Source organism: Bradyrhizobium hereditatis (assembly GCF_020329435.1).
In the GTDB taxonomy this organism is placed as follows: Bacteria; Pseudomonadota; Alphaproteobacteria; order Rhizobiales; family Xanthobacteraceae; genus Bradyrhizobium; species Bradyrhizobium hereditatis.
On sequence record NZ_JAGKJK010000007.1, the window covers coordinates 139,640 to 164,379 of the forward strand.

Genomic DNA, 24,740 nt, shown 5'->3' on the forward strand with positions numbered 1-24,740 from the left:
TGGTTATCTTCCGGAGACCCTCTTCAAGCCTCTATCGGGGCCGAAGAAGCACGTCTACGCGCGCCTGCTGATGCGTCTCTACGAGAGGGTCTATTCGGCACGGATCCTCGAGACGCCGCTCAGGGAAGAGGTCGTGAAGCAGATCGAAATCGGCCTCTCGGAGTTCGGCATCGGATCGATGGGCGAGCTTTCCGAGGGCGACCCTGAGGAAGATCAGACCACGAGCCAAGCTCATTACCTTGCCTACTATCGACTGCGCGACACCGGTTGGCTCACGGAAGAGACCGAGAAGTGGCGCACCTACGTTGACATGAATCCGGACGCGTTCATGGTCCTGGGCGCGATCACCGACTTCGGCAACAGCCGGGTGCGCGTCGCCGGAGCCGTTGTCGACGTCAAGAACAACCTTGAGGCCGCGAACCGCGAGCCGGAGACCATGGCCCAAGGTCTGGCCAACGCGCACGACACGGCCCTGCGGTTCGCCCGCAGCATGCGCCGGATTCTCGCCGGCATGCGCGAGATCGAGGACCGCATTCTGGGCAATGCAAACGCGGCGGCCATCCTCCGCACTTTCTTCCAGGACTTTGTCGACGGGCTGCTGATCGCTGACTACAAGCAACTCAAGACGTCCAACAACCCCTACCGTCATCGCCGCACGATCGCATCGCTCGCGGGCGACATGCTTGCGGACGCCCAGTGTCTCGGCAAGATCGCGCGCGCCTACATCGAGCAGGGTGTGATGGCTGCGGGCGCCACGATCGCCACAGCCGAGGAACGAGTCATCGCGGAGCTCGAGAAGATCAAGAGCGTGTTCGAGGACGTCGGACCGTTCATGGACAAGATCGAGGACTTCCGGGACCGCCTCGAGCGCCGCATCCGCACCACCGTCCACTACATGGACGTCATGGGGGAGGGGTCCGCCGAGCGGATCGTCCGGCTGATCGAGCAGATCTCGAAAGTCGACAGCGACGAGGTCGAGATCCGTTTGAGGTCGCCGGATGTCGCACTTCCGATCACATCACTCGCGCTGTACACCCCGCCGCCGCCGAAGGCTCCGCCCGAGCGGACGCGTTTCAAAGTGCCGAAGCAGGATCCCTATCTGCGCGCCTATGTCCAGGCCACGACCGAGTTCGACCGGATGGTGCGCGTGTCCGATCAGAAGCTGCTCGAGTTCGCTCGCCGGCAGATGCAAGGTCGAGATGCAATGTCCTCTTCCGAGATCGAGATCCAGAGCGTTCCGGATCTCTTTGCTTACCGAGCCCTTCCGAATCTGGCGGCGGTGGGCCGCTCTGTGCGTTTGGGTGAATTCACGATCGCGCTCGAGGAGGAGCGCACCTCTAACGACTGGATTGACGTGACCGCATTCCGTATCGAGAGAACGAGGACCTCGGCCGATGCTGCGTGATCTTTCAAAACTGATCGACGACGAGGATTCCGAGGGCGGCGACGGCGACCGGTTGCAGAAGGATCTGCGCCAGGCCGCGCAGTCGCTCTGGCGCGCCCAATTCATCTATGAAAACGACTGGGGCATGAAGACCTCTTACGAGGTGCTCCGTCGCTACATTGGCTACTTCGAGAACCTGTTTGACGCCCTGGGTTACCGCGTCGTGGGCAGGCCGAACGACGGATACGTCGGCCTCGTGACGAACGAACTGCCTCCCCGTCAGAGCATGAAACTCGACGAGAGCCTGCTCCTGCTGGTGCTGCGGCTCCATTACGAGGAGGCGTTCACGCGGTTCGAGGCTAAAGAATTCGGCGAGGTGGAGGTCGAGAGCGAGCAGATCCTGCAGATCTACGAAGACCGGACCCATCGGGAGCGACCGAACTTCGGGCGCGTGAAGGAAATCCTGGCCGGCTTCAGGCAGCGCGGGCTCGTCCGGATTGAGGATCGTGACGATAGGAACTTCACCCTGTTCCTGCGGCCTGCCCTGCCGATCGTGGTCTCAAAGGACACCCTCGGCTCTCTGGAGGAGTTTGTCTCGCGCTCCACCGCGGCGACGGCAAAGACCGACGCCGCGAGCGAGGTGCAGGCGTGATCGAACTGCGTCGCATCATCCTGATCGACTGGTACCTGTTCCGGGCACAGCAGGTCGACATGCGCGGCATGACCGCGATCATCGGCCCGAACGGGGCGGGGAAATCGGCGATCATCGACGCCGTGCAGACCGTGCTCTCCGGCGCGAGTATGGCCAGCATCCGGTTCAATCCGAGCGCCCAGAGCAACGTCAGGAGCAAGCGGACGCTGCGAGACTATTGCCTTGGCGTGGTCTCGCTCGACGAGAAGGGCGAGCGGTCGGAGCCGACTCGCCAGCATGCCTACACCTACATCATCCTGGGCTTCGAGAATCTGGAAGACGGCTCGGCGGTAAGCCTGGGTGTGGCTTTTTCGGCATCGGCATCGAGGAGCGACGAGTTCTGCGAGGCGCGATTCATTGCCAAGGGTGCGATGATGAAGGAAGACATCCTCGCTGCGGTTGGCGACGATGAGGTCGAGACGCTGCAGTGGCATGCGGTGCGCACCGCGTTGCGCGCCCGGAATATCGAAGTGGACGACGCGTTCTCCAGCGCCACGGACTTCATGGCGGAATCGCTCCGGGTCTTATCGCCGACAGGCTTCCCGCTCGACCCGAGGCGCTTCCAGAAGGCGTTCCGGAACGCGCTGCTGTTGAAGCCGGTGGACAATCCCACGGACTTTGTCCGGAACTACGTTCTCGACGTTCAGCCCCTCCAGGTCGACAGGCTTCGGCGCGGGATCGAACATTGGCGTTCGCTGACCCGCCGTATCGAGGAGTTGAGGGCGCAGAGCGCGAGCCTCGCCGGAATCCTCCGCATCGTCGGCCGCGCCGTCGAAAACGAACGGGTTATCGCGGTCACCAATTGGCAGATTGCCTGCCTTGAGTGGGAGAAGTTCCGGCGGGATGCGCGACGTCAGGAAGAGAACATTGCGCAGCTCAAGAGCGTCGCTGCAAAAGCGGAAGTGGAAGCCGTCGCTGCCTCGACCCGGCACTCGACGCTCGAAACGGAGCTCAAGGCCGTCGAGTTGTCGATCAACACTAGTGACGGCGAACAACTTGCCCAAATGTATGAATCGGACAAGAATTTCACCCTAGGTCAGCGGGCCAATGCAATGGCGCCGATCAACGAGATCGATGGGCTCATCGCTTCGATCAAAAAGGCCGTCGAGCGCAATCTGCTGGTCCGCCGGGACGATCTACTGCATGCACTGCTGAGTGCAGTCGTGGTCGCTCGTGGAAGGGCGCCACTTTCCGAATGGGACAAGACGCTCCCGGAAGACTGGAAGGATAGCGCCTCGCATCTGGATGCGGCGCTCGCCGCAGTCGATCAGGAAAGGCTCGTGACGGTCCGCAAGACGTTCTCAGATGTCCATCTCAACGCCCGCATCGCGACCAAGGATCTTCAGGATCGCATTGATCAAATCGACAGCAATCTCAAGCGAATGGACCAGGGACTGAGCCCCATCGAGCGCGGCACCCGGGAGCTGATCGACCAGCTTCGTTCGCATGGCATCGAAGCTGAACCCTTGTGCGATCTGGTGGAAATCCGCGACGATAAGTGGCGGATGGCGGCTGAAGCCGTCTTGGGGCGGTCCCGGGAGGCGCTGATCGTCGACCCTAGTCGGGCGGTGCGCGCCCTCGAAATCTATCGGGAAGGCGGGGAGTACTCGTTTCAGCACGCTGAGGTCATCAACACGACGAAGACCGACAGTACCAGGCCGCCCGAAAAGGGCTCGCTGGCACAGATCATCAGCACGGATAACCGGCACGCGCGGGCCTTCCTCAACTATCGCCTCGGCCGACTGATGATGGTGGAGACCATGGACAGGATGGTTGCCGCTGAGAACGCCATTACGCCCGATCGCATGATGCAGGGCGGCAGGACGGTCCGGCGGCTTCCTAAGCCGGAGTACCTGAAACTCGGTCGCGCCACCCAGGCCCAAATGCGCCAGCAACTTCAGACCGAGCGGGAAGAGCTCGAGCTCAAGCTCGCCGAACAGGCTCGCGAGGTGGGGCGCTTGGAAGAAGAGGACCGTCTCTTCGAGGGCATGTTCGCGCAATTCCAGAAAGTACAGGGCGCGGGGCTGAGCTGCTTGTTGTGCGGCGCTACGTTGGTCGAATTCGATCGCAAGATCTCGGATGCTGAGAAGAATATCCAGGATGCCAGGCGTAATCGCGATCCCAAGCTCATATCAGGGCGAGATCGTCTGCGGTCTGAAGCGGCGATGGTCGCCCGGCTGAAAAACACGACTCAAGTGACCTTCAACGGGGCACAAACGGCGCGGGACCGCGCCGAGGGCGCATACGAAATCTATGTGAAGGAGAACCGCGACCACTTGTCGTCGGTCCGGCGCGGTCGCGCGCGCCAGATGCGGGATAGCTTTCCGCAGTCGACGGCCATGCGCGAGTACCGGGGGCAGGTCCCTGCGATCGCCACTGAATCTATACAAAACCTCATCGCTGGCTTCGTGGCCGATCGGGATCGCCGCTCGACGGATCGCCGCTCGAGTCTCATGCGCGAAATGACCGGCGCAATGAACAAGCATGGTCAGGAATTCCATGTCGTGCCGCCATTCACGGCTGAAGAAGCGACGCCGGCGGCCGTTGAGAAGTGGGCCGCGGCGGAAAAGCAGCGCCTCGACGCACATGAACTGGTCCAATACGAGGAGCAGTGCCGGAACGCCGCGACCGAGATGACCTCGGCATTCCGCGATGATCTCCTGCATCGCCTCGACGACGCCTTCACCGGCATTAAGGCCACCCTGAACGAGCTCAATCGTCACCTCAAGGATCGTCAGTTCCACGGGCGCGACTACTACTCGTTCAAGGCGCTGGATGCCCCGACCCATGTCGACATGATCGAGCTCGTCGCGGAATCCAGGAAGCCAGAGTTCAATCTGTCTCTCTTCGGGGATCGCAGCGGCGACGCGAACTCTGCCATGATCCGGGCGGTTCGCCAGATCGAGGAGATCCTGTCGAATGTGGAGGCGCGGACCGAGGATATCGAGGACCCGCGCAAGTATTTCAATTTCGAACTCTACATCCAGGATGCCGAAGGCAAGATCCGATCGTCGCTGACGAGCCGTGCGGGCACGGGATCCGGTGGTGAAGGCCAGTTGCCCTTCTACATCGCCATCGGTGCCTCGTTGGCCGCCACGTACCAGAACCGGCGCACCGGCGAGAGCGGACTGTCGCTCGCCATCTTCGACGAGGCCTTCAATCGACTGGACACGAAGGCGATCGGTCAGTGCTCGGAATTCATGCGGGATCTCGGGCTCCAGGTCATGCTGGCCACCCCCGACGAAAAGCGTCACGTGTTCATGGAAGTGGTCGACACCGTCGTGAATGTGAACCGGCTCGGCAACCAGGTGATGATCGACACTGAATTCCTGACCGAGAAGGCCCGCGACGCGATCGTTGCGATCGACCCATACCGGAAGGGCTTCGACGTGTTCAAATCCGAGCTGATTGCTGTCGAGAAGGCTGCGGTCATCCCCCAGGACCAGGCGGCGGAATGACCGACGTTCGTACACCGGATGCCGGCGTCGAATTCCTTGACCGGCTGCTGGAGCGGAGCGAGCGCAACCCTGATCGCTCCCGGCCGGCTTCCGCGGCTCCGGAGTACGACAGGCTATCGACCGCGCAGCAGGTCAGCCGCTTCCACGATCAGATGGCGGCGGCGGAGAGGTTCGGCGCCGTCGAACTGCTGCAGGGCAAGAGAGACCGGAGCCATCTGATCGAGCGGGTTCGCGTGCGCGATCCTAAACTGCTGGCCAGACACCTGGGGCGTCCGCCGGCGCCAGCGACCGCGCAGCGCGTCAGGAACGAGCTGCTTCCGGTCGCTACGGCCGGTGAGCCGTGGGTGGTCGGCCTATTGGATGAAATGACGGCTCGGTGGACCCGCAACGAGCCCGCCTATCGCCTGACGGCCGGCCAGGCCGATGCCTCCAAGGAGTTCTTCACGCTGTTGGCGTCCATCTCGCGGCAGGAGGCCAAAGGACTGGACGCGCGAACCTTCTCCCAAAAGGCGACGAACGACACGAAGGCGTTCGATCGGCACGCTTCGCGGCTCGCCGCCGTTCTCGGCGTCCAGATCGGGCAGCCCGGTGCAGCGGCGGACGTAGTCTGGGCGCACATCGGCCTGGAGCGTTTCAGCCACCCTGTTCATCTGAAAGGGCCTATTGCCGTGGACGGGGCCAGTGGCCGCGTGGTCGACGGTCGCGCCAAGCCGTTCGCATCAATCCATCCGGAGATGCTCTCGCAGCTATCGGTCTTGGTGCGGCCGACGGCCGTCCTGACGATCGAGAACTACGCAAGTTTCAATCGGCAGGTTCGCGAGATCGAGGACGGCAGCTTGGTCGTCTACACCGGCGGTTTCCCGGCGGCGGGAGTCATCGAGCTCCTGTCGAAGGTTCTGGTGACCGTGCCGGCCGAGGTGCCGTTCCTTCACTGGGGCGATGTAGATGCCGGCGGTCTGCGGATTTTCAGGTATTTGGAGGAAAACTTGCCGCGTGGGCCGCGGCCGCACCTGATGACCAAAGAGCTGGCGGAGAAGGCCGGGCAGCCGGCCGACCCGGAACCGAGCCTAGGGTCGATCGCGAGATCCGAAAGCGCTATCCGCAATTTGGCTGACTGGCTGGCGTTTGGATCCGATGTGCGCCACCTGGAGCAGGAGGCGCTGGAGCCGCGGTCCGTCGTGCCAGCTGCGGATCACGGCCTAGGCTGAGCGTCAGGAAAACAGGCGCAAGGGGGAGCAGGTGTGCAGATGGAAACGAAACGGTTTTGGGGCATGACGGCCGATCGTTCGCGCCTAATCTTCTTATGAAGTCAAAGTCATACATCGCATAGGCCTTCAAAACAGGTGGAAACGGCAGTGGAGTTTCTCGATTGCGCTTGCGACAATCGGCAACTCCATGGGACGGTCTCGTAATTACGGCGCCCATTTGATCGGTGCCTGCATTTATGACGAAACTGAGCGATGGGGCGACGTAGCAATAATTCGGCGGGGATGGGCCTATTGATCGTTTTGGGTCTCGTTTATTGGGCCCTGAGCGCGGCGTATCACTTCGTCCTGCAAAATGGCGCCGCCATCGCAGGGTTTGCAATTGTTGTGGGGGTGCTACTCCTGATCTGGGCGATAGGGTCGCGGGCGCTGTTTTCGGGCAAAGCTCCCCCGCCGTTCCTCGCGCAGACCGACCAGGGATCAGTCGCCGCGCCGATGAACCGGCAGGCAGCAAAGCGGGCTCCAGCGCGGTGGGTTGATCCTTCGGAAACTGTGGTCGTGCAGGGCGCGCAGATCTCGGGCGGGTTGTTCTATCTGGGCGATTTCGTGCAGCTGGACGACCGGCGCTCGACTGATCAGTACGCGATCAATCCGAAGCTCTCCGCGAGGGCAACTCGGCCTGACGTCGAAGGAAGTTCGATGCCCTATTGGCCGTCCTATGCCGCCATCACTCCTGCCGCCCGCCGCGGCTTCCTGAACTGGATGGCCGAAGGGCGCAGCAGCCGAGCTTACGGCGTGGGACACGTGTTCCTTTTTTTCTACGGTCTGGAGCACCGCGCCTTCATCGAGACGAATCTTGCGTCGTTGCCTGCTCTCATTCAGGAAGTGGAGCGGCTGCTGACTGTCTATGCGGACAACAACTCCTTCCGCGGCTACGCCATGCGCTTTTTGAGCTATGCCAGAATAGCCGCCGGGATTCCGATCTTGCCGCCAACTCCTTCCCCGGAGCGGACAGTCTCCTCGGAAGTGGATGTCGCGATCCGACTGCACCTCGGGCGGGCGCTTCAGCAGGATGGAGCGCTCGGCCCCCACGACGCCTTGCTGTGGGCGCTTGCAATTCCGGACGTCTATCTTCGGACGCCCGCAGTCCGGTGCTTCGAGGAATTCGAGCGGCTCTTCCGCTATCGGTTCAACGAGCGCTATCCCAGCGGCCTTGCGCTTCGAGCAACAGGCAACATCCGCCTCAGCTATAAGGCCGCGAGCGGCGCGTTCGAGGTTCTCATACCGGGTAGTCACGAGAGATATCCGGACATTTGCCAGACTTCGGGAAAGGGGCCGGCCGATCTGAAGAGGATCGTTCAGGAGTGCACGGACGAACTCGACAGCTTCAGTCGCTTCGTCGGACGGCGTCCCGACTCCCGCGAGTCTATGCAGGCCGCGCTTTTGTTACCGGAACCGCTGCAACGAGACCCTGCGGATGGACGCATTCACCTCTTTGGCCAGAAGATGCACCGCTCGATGGGCGAACACAAACGCGCCAGCACGAAGATGCGCAACATGCTGGAGGCGGCGGGCTTCGACATGCCCGCAAACGGGAAAGTCACGCCCACGCTTGCCGACCAGCTCGGCTCGGCTCTGGACCGCATCGACATCGCGATAGAGCCGGATCGCCGCTATGGGAGCGGCGTCCCTCAACTCGAGGATCAGGTCATCATCTTCAAAGCGGATGGCGGTGGAAAGGTCGATTCCGACCGATCCAGCTACAGAGCCGTGAAGGCTCAGGTCGAGGTGGCCGTGTTGGCCGCGGCCGCTGACGGCGGTGCCTCCGCCGACGAGTTGAAGCGCGTGGTCGCAGGAGTTCGAGACGCCTCGGATCTATCCCCGATCGAGCAGGCACGGCTGATCGCCTACGCCGCGACCGTGTTCAACAGTCCGCCCAAGCAGGACCGGGTAATGCGCAAGCTGGGCGAGCGCAGCCCAGCGGAGCGTACGATCATCGCCGATGCCGCACTAGCGATCATCGCTGGCAACGAGAACGTGGATCCGAGCGAAGTGCGCTTTCTGGAGCGGCTCCACAAGGCGCTCGGTCTTCCGAAGGAACGAGTGTATTCCGCCTTGCATCGCGCAAGTCCAACCCAGGCAGCCGACGAGCCCGTTGCCATCTCACAAGAAGTCCGTGCCGAGGGGGTACCGATCCCCGTCTCGGAGAATGCGCCCATTCCGGCCGAGACGGCCAAGGCGCAGGCGGAGTCGGCCCCGGCATCGACGATCCGCATCGATGCCGCCCGGCTTGCACGTACGCAGCGCGAGACCCAAACGGTTTCGGCGCTCCTGGCGAATATTTTCGAAGAAGACGCGCCATCGCTGCCCGAACCATCCCCCGCCGTCTCCGGCACGACCGGCTCGCTCGATGGGCTCGACGCCGCCCATGCCGAATTGGTCGAGCTCCTCGAAATTAAGGGATCCCTGCCGAGGGCGGAGTTCGAGCAGCGCGCGAAGGACCTCAAGCTGCTGCCGGACGGGGCCATCGAACGGATCAACGATTGGGCCTTTGACCGGTTCGAGGAGGCAATCATCGAGGAAGGCGAGGACGTCGTCATGGTAGAGCACCTGCGCAACAGGCTGGCTGAACTGAGAGAAGCGGCATGAATCCATCCACTGCACGCCCGATCAAAGCGAAGGACCGGGACACCATCATCCAGGCGCTCGCCGCCGGCGTGGTGCCACGCATAGGGCTGCCGCACATCCAGGTCGGCCGCGCGGCGGAGATCACCGCGCTGGTTCGCGACATCGAACGGATCTCCGACGGCGGCGCCGGCGTGCGCTTCATCATCGGCGAATACGGTGCCGGCAAGACGTTCTTCGCGAACCTGATCCGTCTCATCGCGTTGGAGCGGAAGTGCGTCACCGTCCACGCCGATCTTGCGCCGGATAGACGCATCCACGCGGGCGGCGGACAGGCGCGGGCGCTGTACTCCGAGGCCATTCGCAATATGGCCACTCGCACGAAGCCGGACGGCGGCGCGCTGGGTGCGGTAATCGAAAGGCTGGTCACGGACTCCGTTAAGGAGGCCGCCGATCGGCAGCTTTCGGTCGAGACCATGATCGATCAGAAGCTCGCTCCCATTCAGGATTTCGTCGGGGGATACGATTTCGCCGTCGTGCTGAAGGCCTATTGGCGCGGCAGCGAACATTCCGACGAGTCTTTGAAAACTTCGGCCCTGAGGTGGCTCCGCGGGGAGTTCTCGACCAAGACGGAAGCCCGCCAGGCGCTTGGGGTGCGGACCATCATCGACGATGATAACGTCTACGACTCGCTGAAATCCCTCGCCTGTCTGACGCGGTTGGCAGGATATGCCGGCCTGATCGTGATGTTCGACGAGATGGTCAACATCTACAAGCTGCAGAATTCCCAGGCCCGCAATCAGAACTTCGAGGAAATCCTTCGCATCGTGAACGATGCCTTGCAGGGCAATACCACCGGCATCGGCTTCATGATGTGCGGTACGCCGGAATTCCTCCTAGACACGCGGCGCGGCCTGTACAGCTACGAAGCGCTTCAATCGCGTTTGTCCGAAAACCGCTTCGCGGCGAACGGGCTAGTCGACTATAGCGGTCCGGTCATCCGACTGCAGAGCCTCACGCCGGAAGATCTCCTCGTGCTTCTGTCCAACATCAGGAACGTCTTTGCTGGCGGTGACCCCGCGAAGTTTCTGGTGCCGGACGAGGCCTTGACCGCTTTCATGGATCACTGCAATCGCCGCATCGGAGAGGCGTATTTCCGGACGCCACGCACCACCGTCCGCGCGTTCGTGCAGATGCTCGCCGTTCTTGAACAGAACCCAGGCGCACGCTGGCAGGACCTGATCGGCGGGATCCAGATTGCGCCCGATGCGCCCGATATCGCCGTCACGGAGGAAACGACGCAGTCCGCGGGAGGGGAGGGCGATGAGCTCACCAATCTCCGTATCGGCAACTGAAGGGGCCTTCGATCGGCTTCATCCGAAGATCAGACGTTGGATACGCGACCAGGGCTGGGATGAACTTCGCGAAATCCAGGCACGCTCCATTGGCACCATTCTCGACGGGGCGGGGGACGTCGTAATCGCTGCTGCGACCGCCGCCGGAAAGACGGAGGCGGCGTTCCTGCCGATCCTGACTTTGATCGCGGAAAGGAAGGGCGGCGGATTCTCTGCAATCTACGTTAGCCCTCTGAAGGCGTTGATCAACGACCAATTCCGGCGGCTGGATGAAGTCTGCGAAACGATGGAGATTCCTGTCGTGAAATGGCATGGGGACGCCTCTCAGGCGGAAAAGCGGAAAGCCATCGCGAAACCTTCGGGTATCGCGCTGATTACGCCTGAATCGATCGAGGCGATGTTGACGCGGCGCCCGGGCGATGCGCATCGCCTTTTTGCGTCGGCAGACTTTATCGTCGTCGACGAACTCCACGCATTCCTGCAGGGTCCGCGCGGACTGCATGTGGCCAGCCTCCTGAAGCGCATCGACGCGATGGCTCAGAAGCCAGCCCGCAGAGTCGGATTGTCGGCTACCATCGGTGATCTGACCCAAGCTACGGCCTGGCTTCGTCCGTCGGCTCCGCAAAATGTCGACCTTCTCGTCGCGAAGGCGGATTCTCCAGAGTTGCGGCTCCAGATACGTGGCTACGTCGAGCCGCCGGATCTCGACGATCCCGATCATGCGGAAGGAAGCAGCCAAGACGCTCAACCGCCTAAGCGCATCGCGCTGGACGCGATCTGTGACCATCTATTCTCGACCTTGCGCGGCACGAACAATCTGGTCTTCGGCGGGTCTCGGCGAACCGTGGAGTCGGCCGCCGACCGTCTTAGGCGTCGATGCGAGAAAGCGGGCGTTTCGAATGAGTTCTATCCTCATCACGGCAGTCTTTCGAAGGTTCTCCGAGAGGATCTCGAGATTCGGCTGAAGGACGGCAGCCTGCCGACGACGGCGGTATGTACGTCGACCCTCGAGCTTGGCGTCGACATCGGCTCCGTCAAATCGGTCGCCCAGGTTGGCGCGCCTCGCTCTCTTTCGTCTCTGCGACAGCGTCTCGGCCGAACTGGTCGGCGGCGCGGGACCCCGTCGATCCTACGCGTGTACGTTCGCGAGCCCTACGTCGACGTCAAGTCGGGCATCCTCGACCAATTGCGTCCGAATACTATCCGGTCGGTGGCTGTGGTCCGCTTGCTGCTGGCTGGGTTCGTCGAGCCTGCTGCGCCCAGCCCGGAAATGACCTCCACGCTGATCCATCAAGTTCTGTCCGTCATCGCCGAACGGGGCGGCATCCGTCCGAAGCCGTTGTTCGATCTGCTGTGCGGGCCGGGACCGTTCAACTCGATCGATACGGCGGACTTCGCGCAGCTGCTGCGTCATCTGGGATCCGGTGAGGTCCGGATGATCGAACAGGCGCCAGACGGCGTCCTGATGCTCGGTTCGGAGGGCGAGAAGATCGTGCAGTCGCGCGATTTCTTCGCTGTGTTCGAGAGTTCGGAGGAATGGCGTCTCACCGCGGCCGGGCGCACGCTCGGCACTCTCCCGATCTCGTTCCCGGTTCACAAGGACAGCCTGGTGGTCTTCGCCGGGCAACGGTGGATCGTTCTCGACGTCGACGAGGCCGGAAAGGTCCTGTCGGTCGCTCCGCATCCGGGAGGCATGGTGCCACGGTTCGAGCCATCTCACGGTGAGGCCGCGCACGACCGATTGTTGGCCGAGATGAGGGCGGTCTACCTCGACAACGATGTTCCGGAATACCTGGACAAGGCAGCCCAACAACTGTTGGCCGAAGGGCGCGATACCTTTCGGGCGCTCGACCTCGATCGGCGCTCCCTCATCCAGGAAGAGCGCGACCTCCACCTCTTCGTCTGGAGGGGCTCGCAGACGACGGCCGTCTTCAGCGCTGCGCTCGGAATGGCCGGCTTGGAGTGCGGTGTCCACGATTTGGGAGTGACCGTGCCCGAGACCACGCCGGCGCAGATGGTGCCGATTCTCGAGAAACTCGGCTGCATGTCCGCGCTCGACCCTATGGACGTCGCAGCTTTCGTGAAGAACGTACGCTCAGGGAAGTTTCAGGACTTCGTGCCGGAGGCGCTCGCTCAGAAGCAGTGGGCACTTCAGAACGGGCAGTTCGTTGGCACGGCCACGGCAATCGCCAAGACTTTGCGCTGACCATCCGACGATCCTCACTGGACGCGTGTGTAGCTCCGGGAAAGGAGATCGAATTCCCCGGAAGCCGCGGTAAAGCCGTAGGACTGGCTTTTCGGATTTCGAGCGGCATGCTTTTTACCGATCACGGCATCGAGTCCTTAAAAGTGATGCAAACCGGCGCCGTCTTGATCGGGCGAAGTTGCCGAAGAGTTCAACCGATGAGAGTGCTCCACGCTTTTGAAGATTCAGGCTGCGCCAAAGTACTGTCAATTCGAGGCGCACCAAAGGCGGGACTTTTTGTCGGCAGATGTAATTGTGCAGAAGGGTGGTCGTTCATACGACTCTCGTGCGCGTTGCAACGAACCCGGCGTGCACGTCATGACCATGGGCCAGCTTGCCGAGAGGCTTGCAGGTGGCACGAGGTGCGGGTAAGGGCGTGCTGCACCCCCAAGTGACCGGGTGGTCTGGGGCAGGATCCCGGAGCGCTGAAGGGAGACCTGCAGGCATGTTGCCGCTGGCAAGTTTGATGGAACGTATCGGGAACAGAGCCCGTTGAAACTTTCGAAAAGCCAAAACAAGCGCCCCTGCGATCGCAGCCTGTTGTGGCTTTTTGCAGGAACCCAAAATATAAATAGGAAAATATGACCTTATTTTGGGTTCCCATGAAGCGCAGCGATCTCAGCCACACGATCCGCGAGACCCTTAAGAGGCTACCGCCGCCCTACGACTCCCATTACGGGATCGTCCCGCCTGCCCCCCCGGAGGCCGGCGTCTTCGTTGGAGGAGCGACGAAGGCCTTGGAAGCCGCTCAAGCGGCCTTCGGCAAGGTCGACGCCATCGCGGCCCAGATGAAGGACCCCTACATCGTCAGTCGGGTCCTTACCAGACGCGAGGCAGTCAGTTCCTCGTCGATCGAGGGTACCCAGAGCACTCTCGACGAACTGCTTTCCGTCGAAGAGTCGGGTGACGACGGCGCCCGGGACGAAACGCGCCAAGTCCGCAACTACGCCGTTGCCTTGGACGGATTCATCCCGAGAGCCGCCAAGGACGGCTACAGCGTCTTCACGATGGACCTGATCAAGGATCTCCATCGCGCCGTGATGAAGGACGACCCCGACTACCAGGACGTTCCCGGCGACCTCCGCACGCGCGTTGTGTGGATCGGCGGAAACAAAGACATCGCATATTCTAGTTTGAATCCTCCCCCTCCTGCCGACGTCCCCGACTGCCTCGCCCAAACGGTCGATTACCTACGGAACGAGGGGATGCAGCAGATGACGCAAGGGTTCATCACGCGCATGGCGATCGCGCACACCCATTTCGAGGCAGTGCACCCCTTTCGCGACGGCAACGGACGTGTCGGTCGCCTTCTACTTCCACTCATGATGGCGGCGGAGAAGCATGTGCCTCTGTACCTTTCGCCTTACATCGAAAGCAAAAAGGGCGCGTACTACGCTTCGCTTAAGGATGCTCAACAACGGCTCGACTGGGAGCCCATCATCACCTTCATGGCCGACGCCGTGACCGGTACCGTCGAAGAACTCATCCGAACCCGGACGGCACTTTCGGAATTGTCCGAGCGCTGGAGGCAGCGCCGAAAATTCCGAAAGGGATCTGCGGCCATGCGAGCCTTGGACGAACTTCATAACTATCCGGTCGTGACTGCGAAGCGGCTCGGCCAACTGCTCGATATCTCGCCTGCACAGATAAATCAGGGCATTGCGCAATTGCAAGAAGCCGGCATTCTGCAAGAGAGGACCGGATACGCGCGCAATCGAATCTACGCCGCTCCCGAAGCTCTCACTATCATCAACCGTCCGTTCGGCGAAGAGCCTATCTTTGCCGAGGTCGATTGATCCGGACGCGGTTTCGGCCGGCCCAAAAGGGCCGTGATCCGCGTTACATTCGAGGACCAGGCAGTCGATCTTCCCTGAGGTCGGGGGCTAGTAGAAGCGACGGCACGCTGACGATCATCACCGGCACGATCGAGATGCTGGCATCACGATCATGGTGGCCGGCACCAGACGATCATCATCATCGGTGGTGCCGCCGGCGATCAGTAGCGCCTGATTCATCGAGTTCGATCTTCCTAGCACTGAGCGGATCGGCGTGGTGCCTGCCGGCGGGAGTCATTCTCCGGTAACCCTGCACGATCGTTGATGCGCGGGTGAGGGCGCCCCGAATTCAGGTCGGGTCTTTGTTCCAAGAGTTGCACGGCGATCTGATCGATACGTGATCCCTAGTCGCGGATGTCCCTGAACGCGCTGCGTCGCTTCGTGCCCGGAGGAAGGCGAATCGTTGCCTCGACTAGGGCAAAGAACTGCTCGAACAGGCTGTCAAGCTCGCCGAAGCTCACCTTTTATCCTTCCCAAGCTGCAGGGAACGCGGAAAGGTGCGGACGATCTCCGCACCTCAAGCTTTTCGCGGACTTACAAGAACCCGACGGAAATCCATGGCACTGCAGCCACTATAAGTGTGCCGAGGAGCAAGGCCACTATGTAGGCGACGATCGGACCCATGCCTTCGTCGGGATGAATCCGACTGATAGCGCACGCCGCGTAGTAGCCGACCCCAAATGGCGGCGCGAAAAGCCCAATTCCCATCGCCAGAACGACGACCATCGCGTAGTGGACCTCATGCACGCCGACTTGACGCGCAATGGGGAAGAGCAGCGGGCCAAAGAGCACGATGGCAGGAATGCCTTCGAGGACGCTGCCCAGGATGACGAAGGCAATGATGGTGACGATCAGAAAAACCGGCACACCACCAGGCAAGGAGGTCATGAACTTCGCAAGCGACGCCGAGAAACCCGACTGGGTTAAGGCCCAGGCCATCCCTGTCGCCGCACCGATGATGAAGAGGATCGCGCCGGAGAGAGCCGCGGTCTCAACTAACATCGGATAGAGGCGACGCCAGTCAAACTGGCGATAGATGAGAAGCCCAGCCAATATGGAATAGACGATGCCTATCGTCGAGACCTCGGTGGCAGTCGCGACCCCTTCGACAACCGCGGCGCGGATCACAAAAGGAAGGGCGATAGCGGGAATCGCAATCAGGAACGCACGACCAATTTCTCGGCCCGTCGCCCGCTGAACGTGCGATAGGTCCTCCCGACGATATCGCCACCACACGACTGCACACAGTCCTATTGCGAGCACGATGGCTGGTAGCAACCCGCCGGTGAACAGGGCCGCGATTGACACGCCGGTCACCGATCCGATCGTGATCAGCACCAATGACGGCGGGATCGTCTCGGTCTGGGCACCGGTGGCCGCCAACAGTGCGACGAGGTCGCCGCGCTTGGCGCCGCGCTTGGTCATTTCGGGGAAAAGCACGGGGGCTACTGCCGCCATGTCGGCCGCCTTGGATCCTGAAATACCTGAGACCAAGTACATCGCACCGACCAGCACATACTGGAGCCCACCCCGAACGTGGCCGAGCAGGCTGGCAAGGAACCCCACCATGGCGCGGGCCATGCCGGTCATTTCGATCAGCAAGCCGAGGAACACGAACAGCGGCACCGCCAGAAGAATGAGATGGCTCATGCCTTCGTCCATGCGGCCGATGACCACAACATCTGGCGTGCTCGTGGTCAGCGAGATGTAGCCGATGGTGGCAAGGCCGAACGCGAAAGCAATCGGTACCGCAGCAAAAACCATCGCTCCAACGATGAATACAAAGAAGATCAGCAAGTTGAGATTGCCAAGCGGCTTCAACACCGGCCCCAAGAGTGCGAGAATCCCGATCAGCGCTCCGACCGCGGCGACGGCCGCCAGGAGGTGCTTGAGATCGGCCGTGGCCACCAATCTCAGAGTTGCGACGATCAACATCAAGCCAATGCCGACGGGAAGCGCGGCGGCGCGCCAAGTGTTGACTATTCCCAAAGCGGGAGTGGTCACAAACACCTCGTCGGCCGCGAACTCATACGCTGGGTGAATGACCAAAAGCAGGAACACGAACGATGCGGCCGTAGCGAAGACGTCAAGGAACAACCTCGCTTCCGGTCGGATCATGCCAACGATTGCCGTCATCCGCATATGCTCGGCTCGCTGGAAGGCGACAACCGAGCCCAGCATCGCGAGCCACAAGAACAGAATGCCGGCAAGCTCGTCGGACCAGACGATCGGCGCGTGGAGTACGTAGCGGGAGATGATGCCTACAAAAAGGACGATCACCTCCGCAACGACCAGTAGCGCGGCTGGAATGGCGACGACAGGCTTGAGAGCTTTGTTCAGGTCCACAATGGCCTTACGCCACCCGATGGTCGGCTCAGGGAGGGCAAGTCTCGCTCCGTCTACGTGTGCGTGCTCCATGGTGCTCACCCCAACTTGCCGGCGGCTTTTTCGAGTTGAACCCAGGCTTCCTCACCGAACTTGGTTTTCCAGTCGGCATAGAAGCTCGTCTTCGCCAGCGCCTGGCGGAAGATGGACCGGTCGACCTCGAGAAATTGCATTCCCTTGGCGGTCAAGTCGGCACGCAACGACTGACTGAGCTTCGCGATGTCTGCTCGTTCATCTTCGGCCGAGCGGTCGAACGCGCGCGTCACGATTGCCTGCACGTCCTGAGGCAGCTTCTGGAACGCGCGCTTGTTGCCGAGGATCCAGTAGTTGTCCCAGACATGGCCCGTCAGGCTGCAGGTCTTCTGCACTTCGTAAAGGCGAGCGGTCGCGATAATCGGAAGGGGATTTTCCTGACCGTCGACGACCTTGGTCTGCAACGCGGAATAGACCTCGTTGAAGTTGATCGGCGCCGGTCCTGCCCCGAGCGCAAGGAACAGCGAGGTCAGATTGGGGGCGGCAGGTACCCTGAGCTTGAAACCCTTGAGGTCCTCCGGCGTCCTGATCTCTCGACCGGACGATGTGATGTGGCGGAAGCCGTTGTCCCACGGCTTGGAGACCGTCATGATCGGCGTCTTGGCGATCTGCACCCGGATGTAAGCACCGAGCTCACCATCCATGGCTCTCCAGACCGCATCGTAGTTCGGAAAGAGGAAGCCCAGGTTCACGATCCCGGCGGCCGGCACGAGGGTGGCGAGGATCAGCGAAGACAGGTTGAAGAACTCGACGCTACCGTTGCGGACCTGCGTCAGCAAATCGGTATCCGAGCCGAGCTGATTGGCCGGAAAGAGATTGATCTCCAGGCGCCCGCCCGTCGCTTCCTTGATGCGATCGGCGGCCTCTTTGGCTCGAACATTCACCGGATGCGTCGGGTCCTGCCCGGTCGCGAGCTTGTAAGTAAACTCCGCCGCCGCAGCGGGGCGGCTGAGTACGGCGCACAACGGAACGGCTGCGCCGGCCAGGAGCAACTTGCGACGAGTTATGCCAGTTGGTCTGCGTTGGGTCATTGCTTCCTCCTTGTTGAAACGAATCGGTTCATCGGCAGCTGCACTTGTCTGCAGCTCCGGCCGGTTCTCGGACGCCGCCGTCAGGGCAGTGGCCATTGTTCTCCGCGGCGATGCCGCGTAGGCGATGTTTCCTCAATCGAACTTGACGAATGGCGCTGCGTGCTTAGCGCAGCCACCACTTGATCTGCCGCGCAACTTCGGCAGTAGAAATGCCGTAGCGATCATGCAGTGTAGGCAGTGCCCCGGCGGCAAGAAACTCGTCCGGCAATGCGATCTGGCGGAAAGCCGGATGGACGCCGGAGCGCATCAACAATGCTGCAACCGCCTCTCCAAGGCCGCCGATGATCGTATGGTTCTCTGCGACGACGACGAGACGACCGGGCTTGCCGGCTTCGCGCAAGATCGCTTCGTGATCGAGCGGCTTAATGGTCGGTACATGCAGCACGGCCGCATCCACGCCGTCGCCGGCGAGTTCCTTTGCGGCTTCCAGCGCACGCATGGTCATGATCCCAGAGGAGATGATCAGGACTTCCCGACCGTCGCGAATGAGGGACGCCTTGCCGAGCTTGAACTGATAGTTGTACTCGTCCAGTACAAGCGGCACCTGACCACGCAAGAGCCGCATGTATACCGGCCCATGATGGGCCGCGATGGCCGGAACGATCTGTTCGATTTCAAGAGCGTCGCAGGGATCGATCACGGTCATGTTCGGCATTGCGCGGAAAAGGGCGAGGTCTTCCGCCGCCTGGTGGCTCGGGCCGTAACCGGAGGTGAGGCCGGGCAAGGCGCAGACGATCTTCACGTTGCGGTCTTCTTCCGCGATGGTCTGATGGATGAAATCGTACGCCCGGCGCGAAGCGAACACCGCATATGTCGTGGCAAAGGGCATGAAGCCTTCGGCCGCCATGCCTGAAGCTGCACCGTAAAGCAGCTGTTCCGCCATACCCATCTGATAGTAGCGATCGGGAAACTCCCTCGCGAAAATATGCAGATCAGTGTACTTGCCGAGGTCGGCGGTGAGTCCCACGACCTCGAGGCGGCTCCGCGCCAGCTCGACCAGTGCGTGACCGAACGGTGCAGGCTTCGTCTTTTGGCCCTCGGCCGCGATCGAGGCGATCATGGCAGAGGTGGTGAGCCGCGGTTTTCCGGGCGTAGCTGAGATTGCTGATTTCATGACCTGTCTCCCGCATCAAGTTCTGCCAACGCCAGCTTCCATTCGTGCGCCTCGACCCGAATGAAATGATTCTTCTCTCGCTGCTCCAGGAATGGAACTCCCTTTCCCATGAGGGTGTCAGCGACGATCACGCGCGGTTGCGGTTGGGGGTGCGAACTCGCCGCATCGAAGGCGGCCACGACGGCGTCGAGGTCATTGCCGTCAACCCGGCGTACGAACCAGCCAAAAGCCTCGAGCTTGTCGACCAGCGGCTCAAATCCCATCATTTGCTTCGAGGGGCCGTCGGCCTGCTGGTTGTTTACGTCGATGATCGCGATCAGATTGTCGAGCTTGTGGTGTGCAGCCGACATCATGGCTTCCCACTTCGAACCCTCGTCGAGTTCTCCGTCGGAGAACAGCGTGAAGACGCGGCTCTTGGAGCCCTTCCGCTTCAATCCGAGGCCCATGCCGACCGCGATACTCAGTCCGAGCCCCAGGGACCCGCCGGACATTTCCATGCCGGGCGTGTAGGAGGCCATGCCCGACATCGGAAGACGGCTTTCGTCGAAGCCGTACGTCTCGAGTTCGGTTTGGGGGATGATGCCGGCCTCGATCAGTGCGGCATAAAGGGCGATGGCGTAGTGGCCGTTGGAAAGAAGCAAACGGTCGCGATCTTCCCAGGTGGGCTCCTCGGGCCGGTAGCGCATCGCGTGAAAGTATGCGACCGCCAACACGTCGGAGATGTCGAGCGCCTGCGCGATGTAACCCTGGCCTTGAACTTCGCCCATGCGCAGGGCGTTTCGGCGAATGTTGCGCGCGCGCTGCGCAAGGGTCGGCGCGTTGACAAGCGTATTTGTGGACATCCTTCTCTCCATCGCCCCCTAGTGAATGAGCATCCCGCCGTTGACGTCGATCACGGCGCCGGTGACGTAGGACGAAAGGTCCGAAGCGAGGAACGTGTAGATTCCCGCGACGTCCTTCGCTTCCCCGAGCCTTCCGAGCGGAATGCCCTCCAGGATCTTTGCCCGCATATCCTCTGTGAGCTTGCCGGACGTGATGTCGGTGCCGATCAATCCCGGCGTGACGCAGTTGACGCGAATTCCATCGGGACCGAATTCCCGCGCCATCGCCTTGGCAAGCCCAAGAACGCCCGCCTTCGCGGCCGAGTAGTGTGGACCACCGAAAATGCCGCCGCCGCGCTGGGCTGATACCGACGACATGCACGCAATCGATCCGGCCTTTCGCTTCTGCATGTGTGGAATCACCGCCTGAGAGAGGAACAGTATGCCCTTGAGGTTGACGTCCTGGATCAGATCCCAGTCGCCCGGCTTGATGTCGAGGAATCTGACCGGCTGGGTAATGCCGGCGTTGTTGATCAAGATGTCGATCTGACCGAAGGCGCCGGCAACGATTTCGACTGCCTTCAGGCAAGAAGCCTGGTCGGCGACGTCACACGCAACACCGATATGAGCGTCGCCAAGGTCTTGTGCGGCGGCTTGGGCAGCGGGCCCATCGATATCGAGGATGGCTACCCGAGCTCCCTCTTCGACAAACCGTCTGGCCGTCGCGAGGCCAATGCCGCGGGGCGAAGCCGCACCTGTAATGATGGCTGTTTTGCCGCGAAGCAGCATTCGATCCTCCCTTTGTCTATTCTTCCAGGCGCTGCGGTAGGCAGCCGGCCCTCTTGATCCCATTCCTAGGTCCGAGGCGCTTCAGGGACAAACGCACTGTTGTCTTGCATATGTGAATCTGGTTCACTCATGGGCATGTTGCTGTCAAGTATCCCGATCTCGGCCATCCGAGCCTTCGAAGCGGCTGCGCGCACTGGCTCGTTCAGCGACGCGGCAGACGAATTGCATTTGACGCCGAGCGCAGTCAGCCATGCTATCCGCAAGCTGGAAAGCACGATGAGCACCACTCTATTCGAGCGAAGTGCCCGTTCCGTCCGTCTAACGCCCGCGGGCGAAAACCTGATGCGTCACGCGGGCGCGGCTTTTGACAATCTGCGACGCGGCATCGAAGAGGTTGCCGGTCGCGGGCCGCAGCTCCTGAGGGTGCACTGTGCGCCAAGTTTCGCAGCGCAATGGCTGGCTCCGCGCCTGACCAAATTTCTGGCTGCCGAACCGAAACTGGAGGTTCGTCTCGCCGCCAACACCGAGTACGCCCGCTTCACGAACGACGATTTCGATCTGGACATCATCTACGGTTCGCCTCGCGGCGAGGGTCTCGAAGCGATCCCACTTGGTGAGGAGACCGTCACCCCGCTGTGCGTTCCTCAGATCGCAAAGAGAATTCGCCAGCCAACGGATCTGTTGAGCCAGGTGCTGATCCGCTCGGACGTTAAGCAGGTTCAGTGGCATCAATGGTTCACCGCGAACGGACTTGAAGCCCCAGCGATCCACGGAATGCGATTCGACCGCAGCTTCCTCGCCATAGCTATGGCATGTGGCGGCGTTGGCGTGACTTTGGAATCAACTCGCTTGGCCGAGCGCGAAATGGAATCGGGGCGCCTGATCGCGCCGCTGGCCGGTCGCTCCACCGACATCCGCTATGTCGGCCATCATCTCGTCTTCCCTCGCGCGGGCCGTCAGCGTCGCGCCCTGCGAACCTTCGTGGAATGGATCACGTCTGAACTCGCGCAGGCCGATAAGAAGGCGTAGTGCAAGCCCGGCCACTGGCCCACGTCAATGCCGGCGCAAAGCTTTGGCGGACATGGCGTCGAGCTGAGGTCGACTTCTGACCCTGGCTGTGTAAAAACGCAATAAGTCGAAACGCGACGAGAATGACATTCTTCAGATCGATTTCTAAGTTGAATGCGCTTGCGAATCGAAGGCCTAATGCGGCCTTGGACGAACAACTTCTTCTATAACCATTGAGCGTCTTCGGTTTTTCACACAGGTGCGCCGGGAGACCGGCAAGGAGTAGGTGGTGCAAGTCCACTACGATGAAGGAATAGCGAACCGCATCGACCCCAAGCCGTGCGCAGGCATCCGCGAGGATGCCGGCGAAGCGTCGGTAGGGGACGTGCAGGCCAACCATTGAGCCGCGATAGAAAACTAATTCCGGGTGCCGACGCTGTCTGTGTAGCGGAAGGCAACATGCCCAAGAGCGTGATCGCAAGCGCTTGGGTGACCCGGCGTGGTCGAAGAACCTGGCATGCACGCACGCTCCTCGCACGGGAACCGGGAGATCTCCGGGTCGGCCGAAAGCCCCCTTGGGCGGACGGTCCGCGGCGGGAAGGCGAGGAGCCGTAGCCGCCGATGCACGATCCGGAGAGGTCAGACTCTGCCGTAGTAGCTGGGAAGTCGCCGAACAAAGCCGGGCCTCCGGCAGCGGAGGTGGCGGAGCAAAGGGCAGGGACCAAGAGGAACGCGTATCAGCAAAGCACCACCGGACGCAGACCCGGACGCGCGTGACCCAGGCGCTGAACCGCGTACGGCAATCCGCAAGGCAAAGGAAGAAGGAGCGGTTCACTGCGCTTCTCCACCATGTCAACGTCGACACGCTCTCGGCAGCATTCTACGCGCTCAAACGCAAAGCCGCCGCTGGAGTCGACGGGGTGACCTGGCAGGACTACGAGGTGACCTGATCTTCTTCCCACTGTCGATCGCCGCTTTGTAGAACTTGCGCGCGGCGTGTTTTGGTTGGCCGAACGTCGGTGGTTTGCGCATCGCCCTTTGGCGCAACAACGCTGATTTGATGACGAAATCCCGGGCGCAACGTCGCCCTTTGGCAGATCGCGCGATTTCACTTCAGTTACGAACGACCAGCGCGATTTGCCTCAAGGCGCTGACTCAGCTGACGGCACTGGAGTTCGCCGCGCGTTCGATTTGGTTGATCAATCGGGCGGACTCAGCAGGCAGGGCAAGGCCTCTACGGCGTCATCATCACCCTCAGCTCCTCGCGATGGGCACCACCACCATCATGGCAATGGGAAGACGACACTCAGAGGACCCGCCGCGCGGACGGGACAGTTCGTGGCTGGGACGGTCGGCACAAGACGCGCAGCGGGCAGCTGCATGTGCTTCGAATAAGGGCCAGTGTTCCGGCTAGCCGGTCTCAAGGACGAAGTCGGCACTGACCTACGGCTCTGCTTTCGAGGGCGAAGCGGAAATGTTGTCCTTGATCTGAGACGCACCGATTTTGAGGCTGACCTTCGCCTGGTCCAGAAGTGCCGACAGGAACATCCCGATCAGAGGAAACTTCGGAATCTGGCGAGTTCCGTGATGTGATCGGCTAACAAGATTTCCGTTACGAGCGGAGGCTGTGGCGCTGTGTGGATCTCGTAAAGATGACGTGTGACCTCAGGCTTCGTCATAAACTCTCGTATGCAGTCGTCCAGCGTGCCTTCCGCCAGCAGATAGGTGCTTCTGTCTGCACGACGTTCGTTGTTTATGGACGGCCATTTGCGAAGCATGGCGGGCGCATCGAATCGCATGTGAATGTCATTCGCCTCCATCATCTCTGTTGTCGATCGTTCAACGTGGCTGCTCCGCCTCTGAACAGTCGGGAACTGCCTGATTGCCTCATGCTGCGCCATAAGACATTGCTAGCCATGGCCGAAGCCGCGTCTGCTTCTTTACAAAATGGCGCAAAGCGGACGCCCTCAATGATTAGCATTCGCTTGCGGGCAGTAACCCCGCTAAGGCCTTGGCTTCCGATTTGAGAGCATCGATTGCCGACTTGCGGGCTACAGCATCGAAGCGCGTCTTGATCGCTGATAGCGAAAGGGCGCCCCTCAGTTTGCCGTGTACGTCCATCAACGGCACGGCTGCCGCGGCGACCTCCGGATCCCGCTCTCCGATCGAAACATAAAAGCCTCTATCGCGGATCTTCTTCCCTTCTACGTTCGTTGGCTCGCGGTATGCAGTGAGAATTCGACCGGCGGCGCCGCAATCAATCGGCAATCGCTGGCCTTCTTCGAGGTGGTGTCGAACTGAACGTGGAGAATTGACGCGGTAAAGACAGATGCGTTCGTCGCCATCTGCAACATAAAAGGATGCAGTTTCTCCCGTTGCCTCAACCAGACGCCGAAGGGATGGCCGGATGACTTCGCCAAGATCCAGACCGCGCTGATAGAGCGCCCCAAGACGCCACAATTCCGGTCCCGGTCGAAACAACCGGTCCGCGCCGCGGACGAGAAAGCCATCAGCTTCCAAGGAAGAGGCCAATCGGAGCACTGTGCTCTTGTAGAGGTCTGTCATTTCCGCAATCTGCGTCAGCGTCATCGCAGACTGCTCCGCGTCGAAACTTTTCAGGATCGCGAGCGCTCTCCTTACCGCGTCAACTCCTATCTTGCTCATCTCTGCTCCAGGTTCTGAAGAGTAGAACCGTCATAAA

16 protein-coding genes are annotated in these 24,740 nt (G+C 61.3%); 10 read left to right on the forward strand and 6 right to left on the reverse strand.

The genetic code is table 11. From position 1 onward, the window contains the following. The first annotated feature begins 70 nt into the window (after positions 1-70). The 8 genes from J6524_RS17910 to J6524_RS17945 all read left to right on the forward strand — a co-directional run bounded on the left by J6524_RS17910 (position 71) and on the right by J6524_RS17945 (position 14,759). Positions 71-1,405 carry a Wadjet anti-phage system protein JetA family protein gene (locus J6524_RS17910; RefSeq protein ID WP_225673225.1) on the forward strand — a complete coding sequence of 445 codons (1,335 nt, stop codon included), beginning with the start codon at positions 71-73 and terminating at the stop codon, positions 1,403-1,405. Beyond that, positions 1,395-2,036, forward strand: a complete 642-nt coding sequence (locus J6524_RS17915) for a DUF4194 domain-containing protein (RefSeq protein ID WP_225672861.1) — start codon at positions 1,395-1,397, stop codon at positions 2,034-2,036. Before J6524_RS17910 ends, J6524_RS17915 begins: the two co-directional genes overlap by 11 nt. Next, the gene (locus J6524_RS17920; RefSeq protein ID WP_225672863.1) at positions 2,033-5,533 is read left to right on the forward strand and encodes an SbcC/MukB-like Walker B domain-containing protein; all 3,501 of its coding nucleotides are present in this window, start codon (positions 2,033-2,035) and stop codon (positions 5,531-5,533) included. The genes J6524_RS17915 and J6524_RS17920 overlap by 4 nt, the downstream gene beginning before the upstream one ends. Next, positions 5,530-6,741: a Wadjet anti-phage system protein JetD domain-containing protein gene (locus tag J6524_RS17925; protein WP_225672865.1), complete on the forward strand. Its 1,212-nt coding sequence runs from the start codon at positions 5,530-5,532 to the stop codon at positions 6,739-6,741. Before J6524_RS17920 ends, J6524_RS17925 begins: the two co-directional genes overlap by 4 nt. A gap of 282 nt (positions 6,742-7,023) precedes the next feature. Continuing rightward, the gene (locus J6524_RS17930; protein ID WP_225673227.1) at positions 7,024-9,387 is read left to right on the forward strand and encodes a TerB N-terminal domain-containing protein; all 2,364 of its coding nucleotides are present in this window, start codon (positions 7,024-7,026) and stop codon (positions 9,385-9,387) included. After that, a complete protein-coding gene (locus J6524_RS17935; RefSeq protein WP_225672867.1) occupies positions 9,384-10,718 on the forward strand; it encodes an ATP-binding protein in 1,335 nt (444 codons plus the stop codon). Before J6524_RS17930 ends, J6524_RS17935 begins: the two co-directional genes overlap by 4 nt. Beyond that, the gene (locus J6524_RS17940; protein ID WP_225672868.1) at positions 10,687-12,924 is read left to right on the forward strand and encodes a DEAD/DEAH box helicase; all 2,238 of its coding nucleotides are present in this window, start codon (positions 10,687-10,689) and stop codon (positions 12,922-12,924) included. The genes J6524_RS17935 and J6524_RS17940 overlap by 32 nt, the downstream gene beginning before the upstream one ends. Before the next feature lie 641 nt (positions 12,925-13,565). Next, the gene (locus tag J6524_RS17945) at positions 13,566-14,759 is read left to right on the forward strand and encodes a Fic family protein (RefSeq protein WP_028348691.1); all 1,194 of its coding nucleotides are present in this window, start codon (positions 13,566-13,568) and stop codon (positions 14,757-14,759) included. Positions 14,760-15,332: 573 nt separating this feature from the next. Here the strand turns inward: J6524_RS17945 and J6524_RS17950 are convergent. The 5 genes from J6524_RS17950 to J6524_RS17970 all read right to left on the reverse strand — a co-directional run bounded on the left by J6524_RS17950 (position 15,333) and on the right by J6524_RS17970 (position 21,031). Further along, on the reverse strand, positions 15,333-17,216 hold the full coding sequence (locus J6524_RS17950; protein WP_225672870.1) for a TRAP transporter large permease: 1,884 nt from the start codon (positions 17,214-17,216) through the stop codon (positions 15,333-15,335). A 5-nt stretch (positions 17,217-17,221) separates the two neighbouring features. Beyond that, positions 17,222-18,247 (reverse strand): TRAP transporter substrate-binding protein, encoded by a 1,026-nt coding sequence (locus J6524_RS17955; protein ID WP_225672872.1) that lies wholly within the window; start codon positions 18,245-18,247, stop codon positions 17,222-17,224. Between the two features lie 163 nt (positions 18,248-18,410). Next, positions 18,411-19,421, reverse strand: a complete 1,011-nt coding sequence (locus J6524_RS17960; protein ID WP_225672874.1) for a transketolase family protein — start codon at positions 19,419-19,421, stop codon at positions 18,411-18,413. Beyond that, on the reverse strand, positions 19,418-20,263 hold the full coding sequence (locus tag J6524_RS17965) for a transketolase (RefSeq protein WP_225672876.1): 846 nt from the start codon (positions 20,261-20,263) through the stop codon (positions 19,418-19,420). Before J6524_RS17965 ends, J6524_RS17960 begins: the two co-directional genes overlap by 4 nt. 18 nt (positions 20,264-20,281) lie before the next feature. Next, on the reverse strand, positions 20,282-21,031 hold the full coding sequence (locus J6524_RS17970; protein ID WP_225672878.1) for an SDR family NAD(P)-dependent oxidoreductase: 750 nt from the start codon (positions 21,029-21,031) through the stop codon (positions 20,282-20,284). Between the two features lie 138 nt (positions 21,032-21,169). Here J6524_RS17970 and J6524_RS17975 point away from each other — a divergent pair, with 138 nt between their 5' ends. Continuing rightward, positions 21,170-22,060 carry a LysR substrate-binding domain-containing protein gene (locus J6524_RS17975; RefSeq protein WP_225673229.1) on the forward strand — a complete coding sequence of 297 codons (891 nt, stop codon included), beginning with the start codon at positions 21,170-21,172 and terminating at the stop codon, positions 22,058-22,060. 752 nt (positions 22,061-22,812) lie between these two features. Next, positions 22,813-22,989 carry a hypothetical protein gene (locus tag J6524_RS17980; protein WP_225672880.1) on the forward strand — a complete coding sequence of 59 codons (177 nt, stop codon included), beginning with the start codon at positions 22,813-22,815 and terminating at the stop codon, positions 22,987-22,989. Positions 22,990-24,013: 1,024 nt separating this feature from the next. Here J6524_RS17980 and J6524_RS17985 read toward each other — a convergent pair. Further along, on the reverse strand, positions 24,014-24,703 hold the full coding sequence (locus tag J6524_RS17985) for an IclR family transcriptional regulator (protein ID WP_028348705.1): 690 nt from the start codon (positions 24,701-24,703) through the stop codon (positions 24,014-24,016). Positions 24,704-24,740 lie beyond the last annotated feature (37 nt).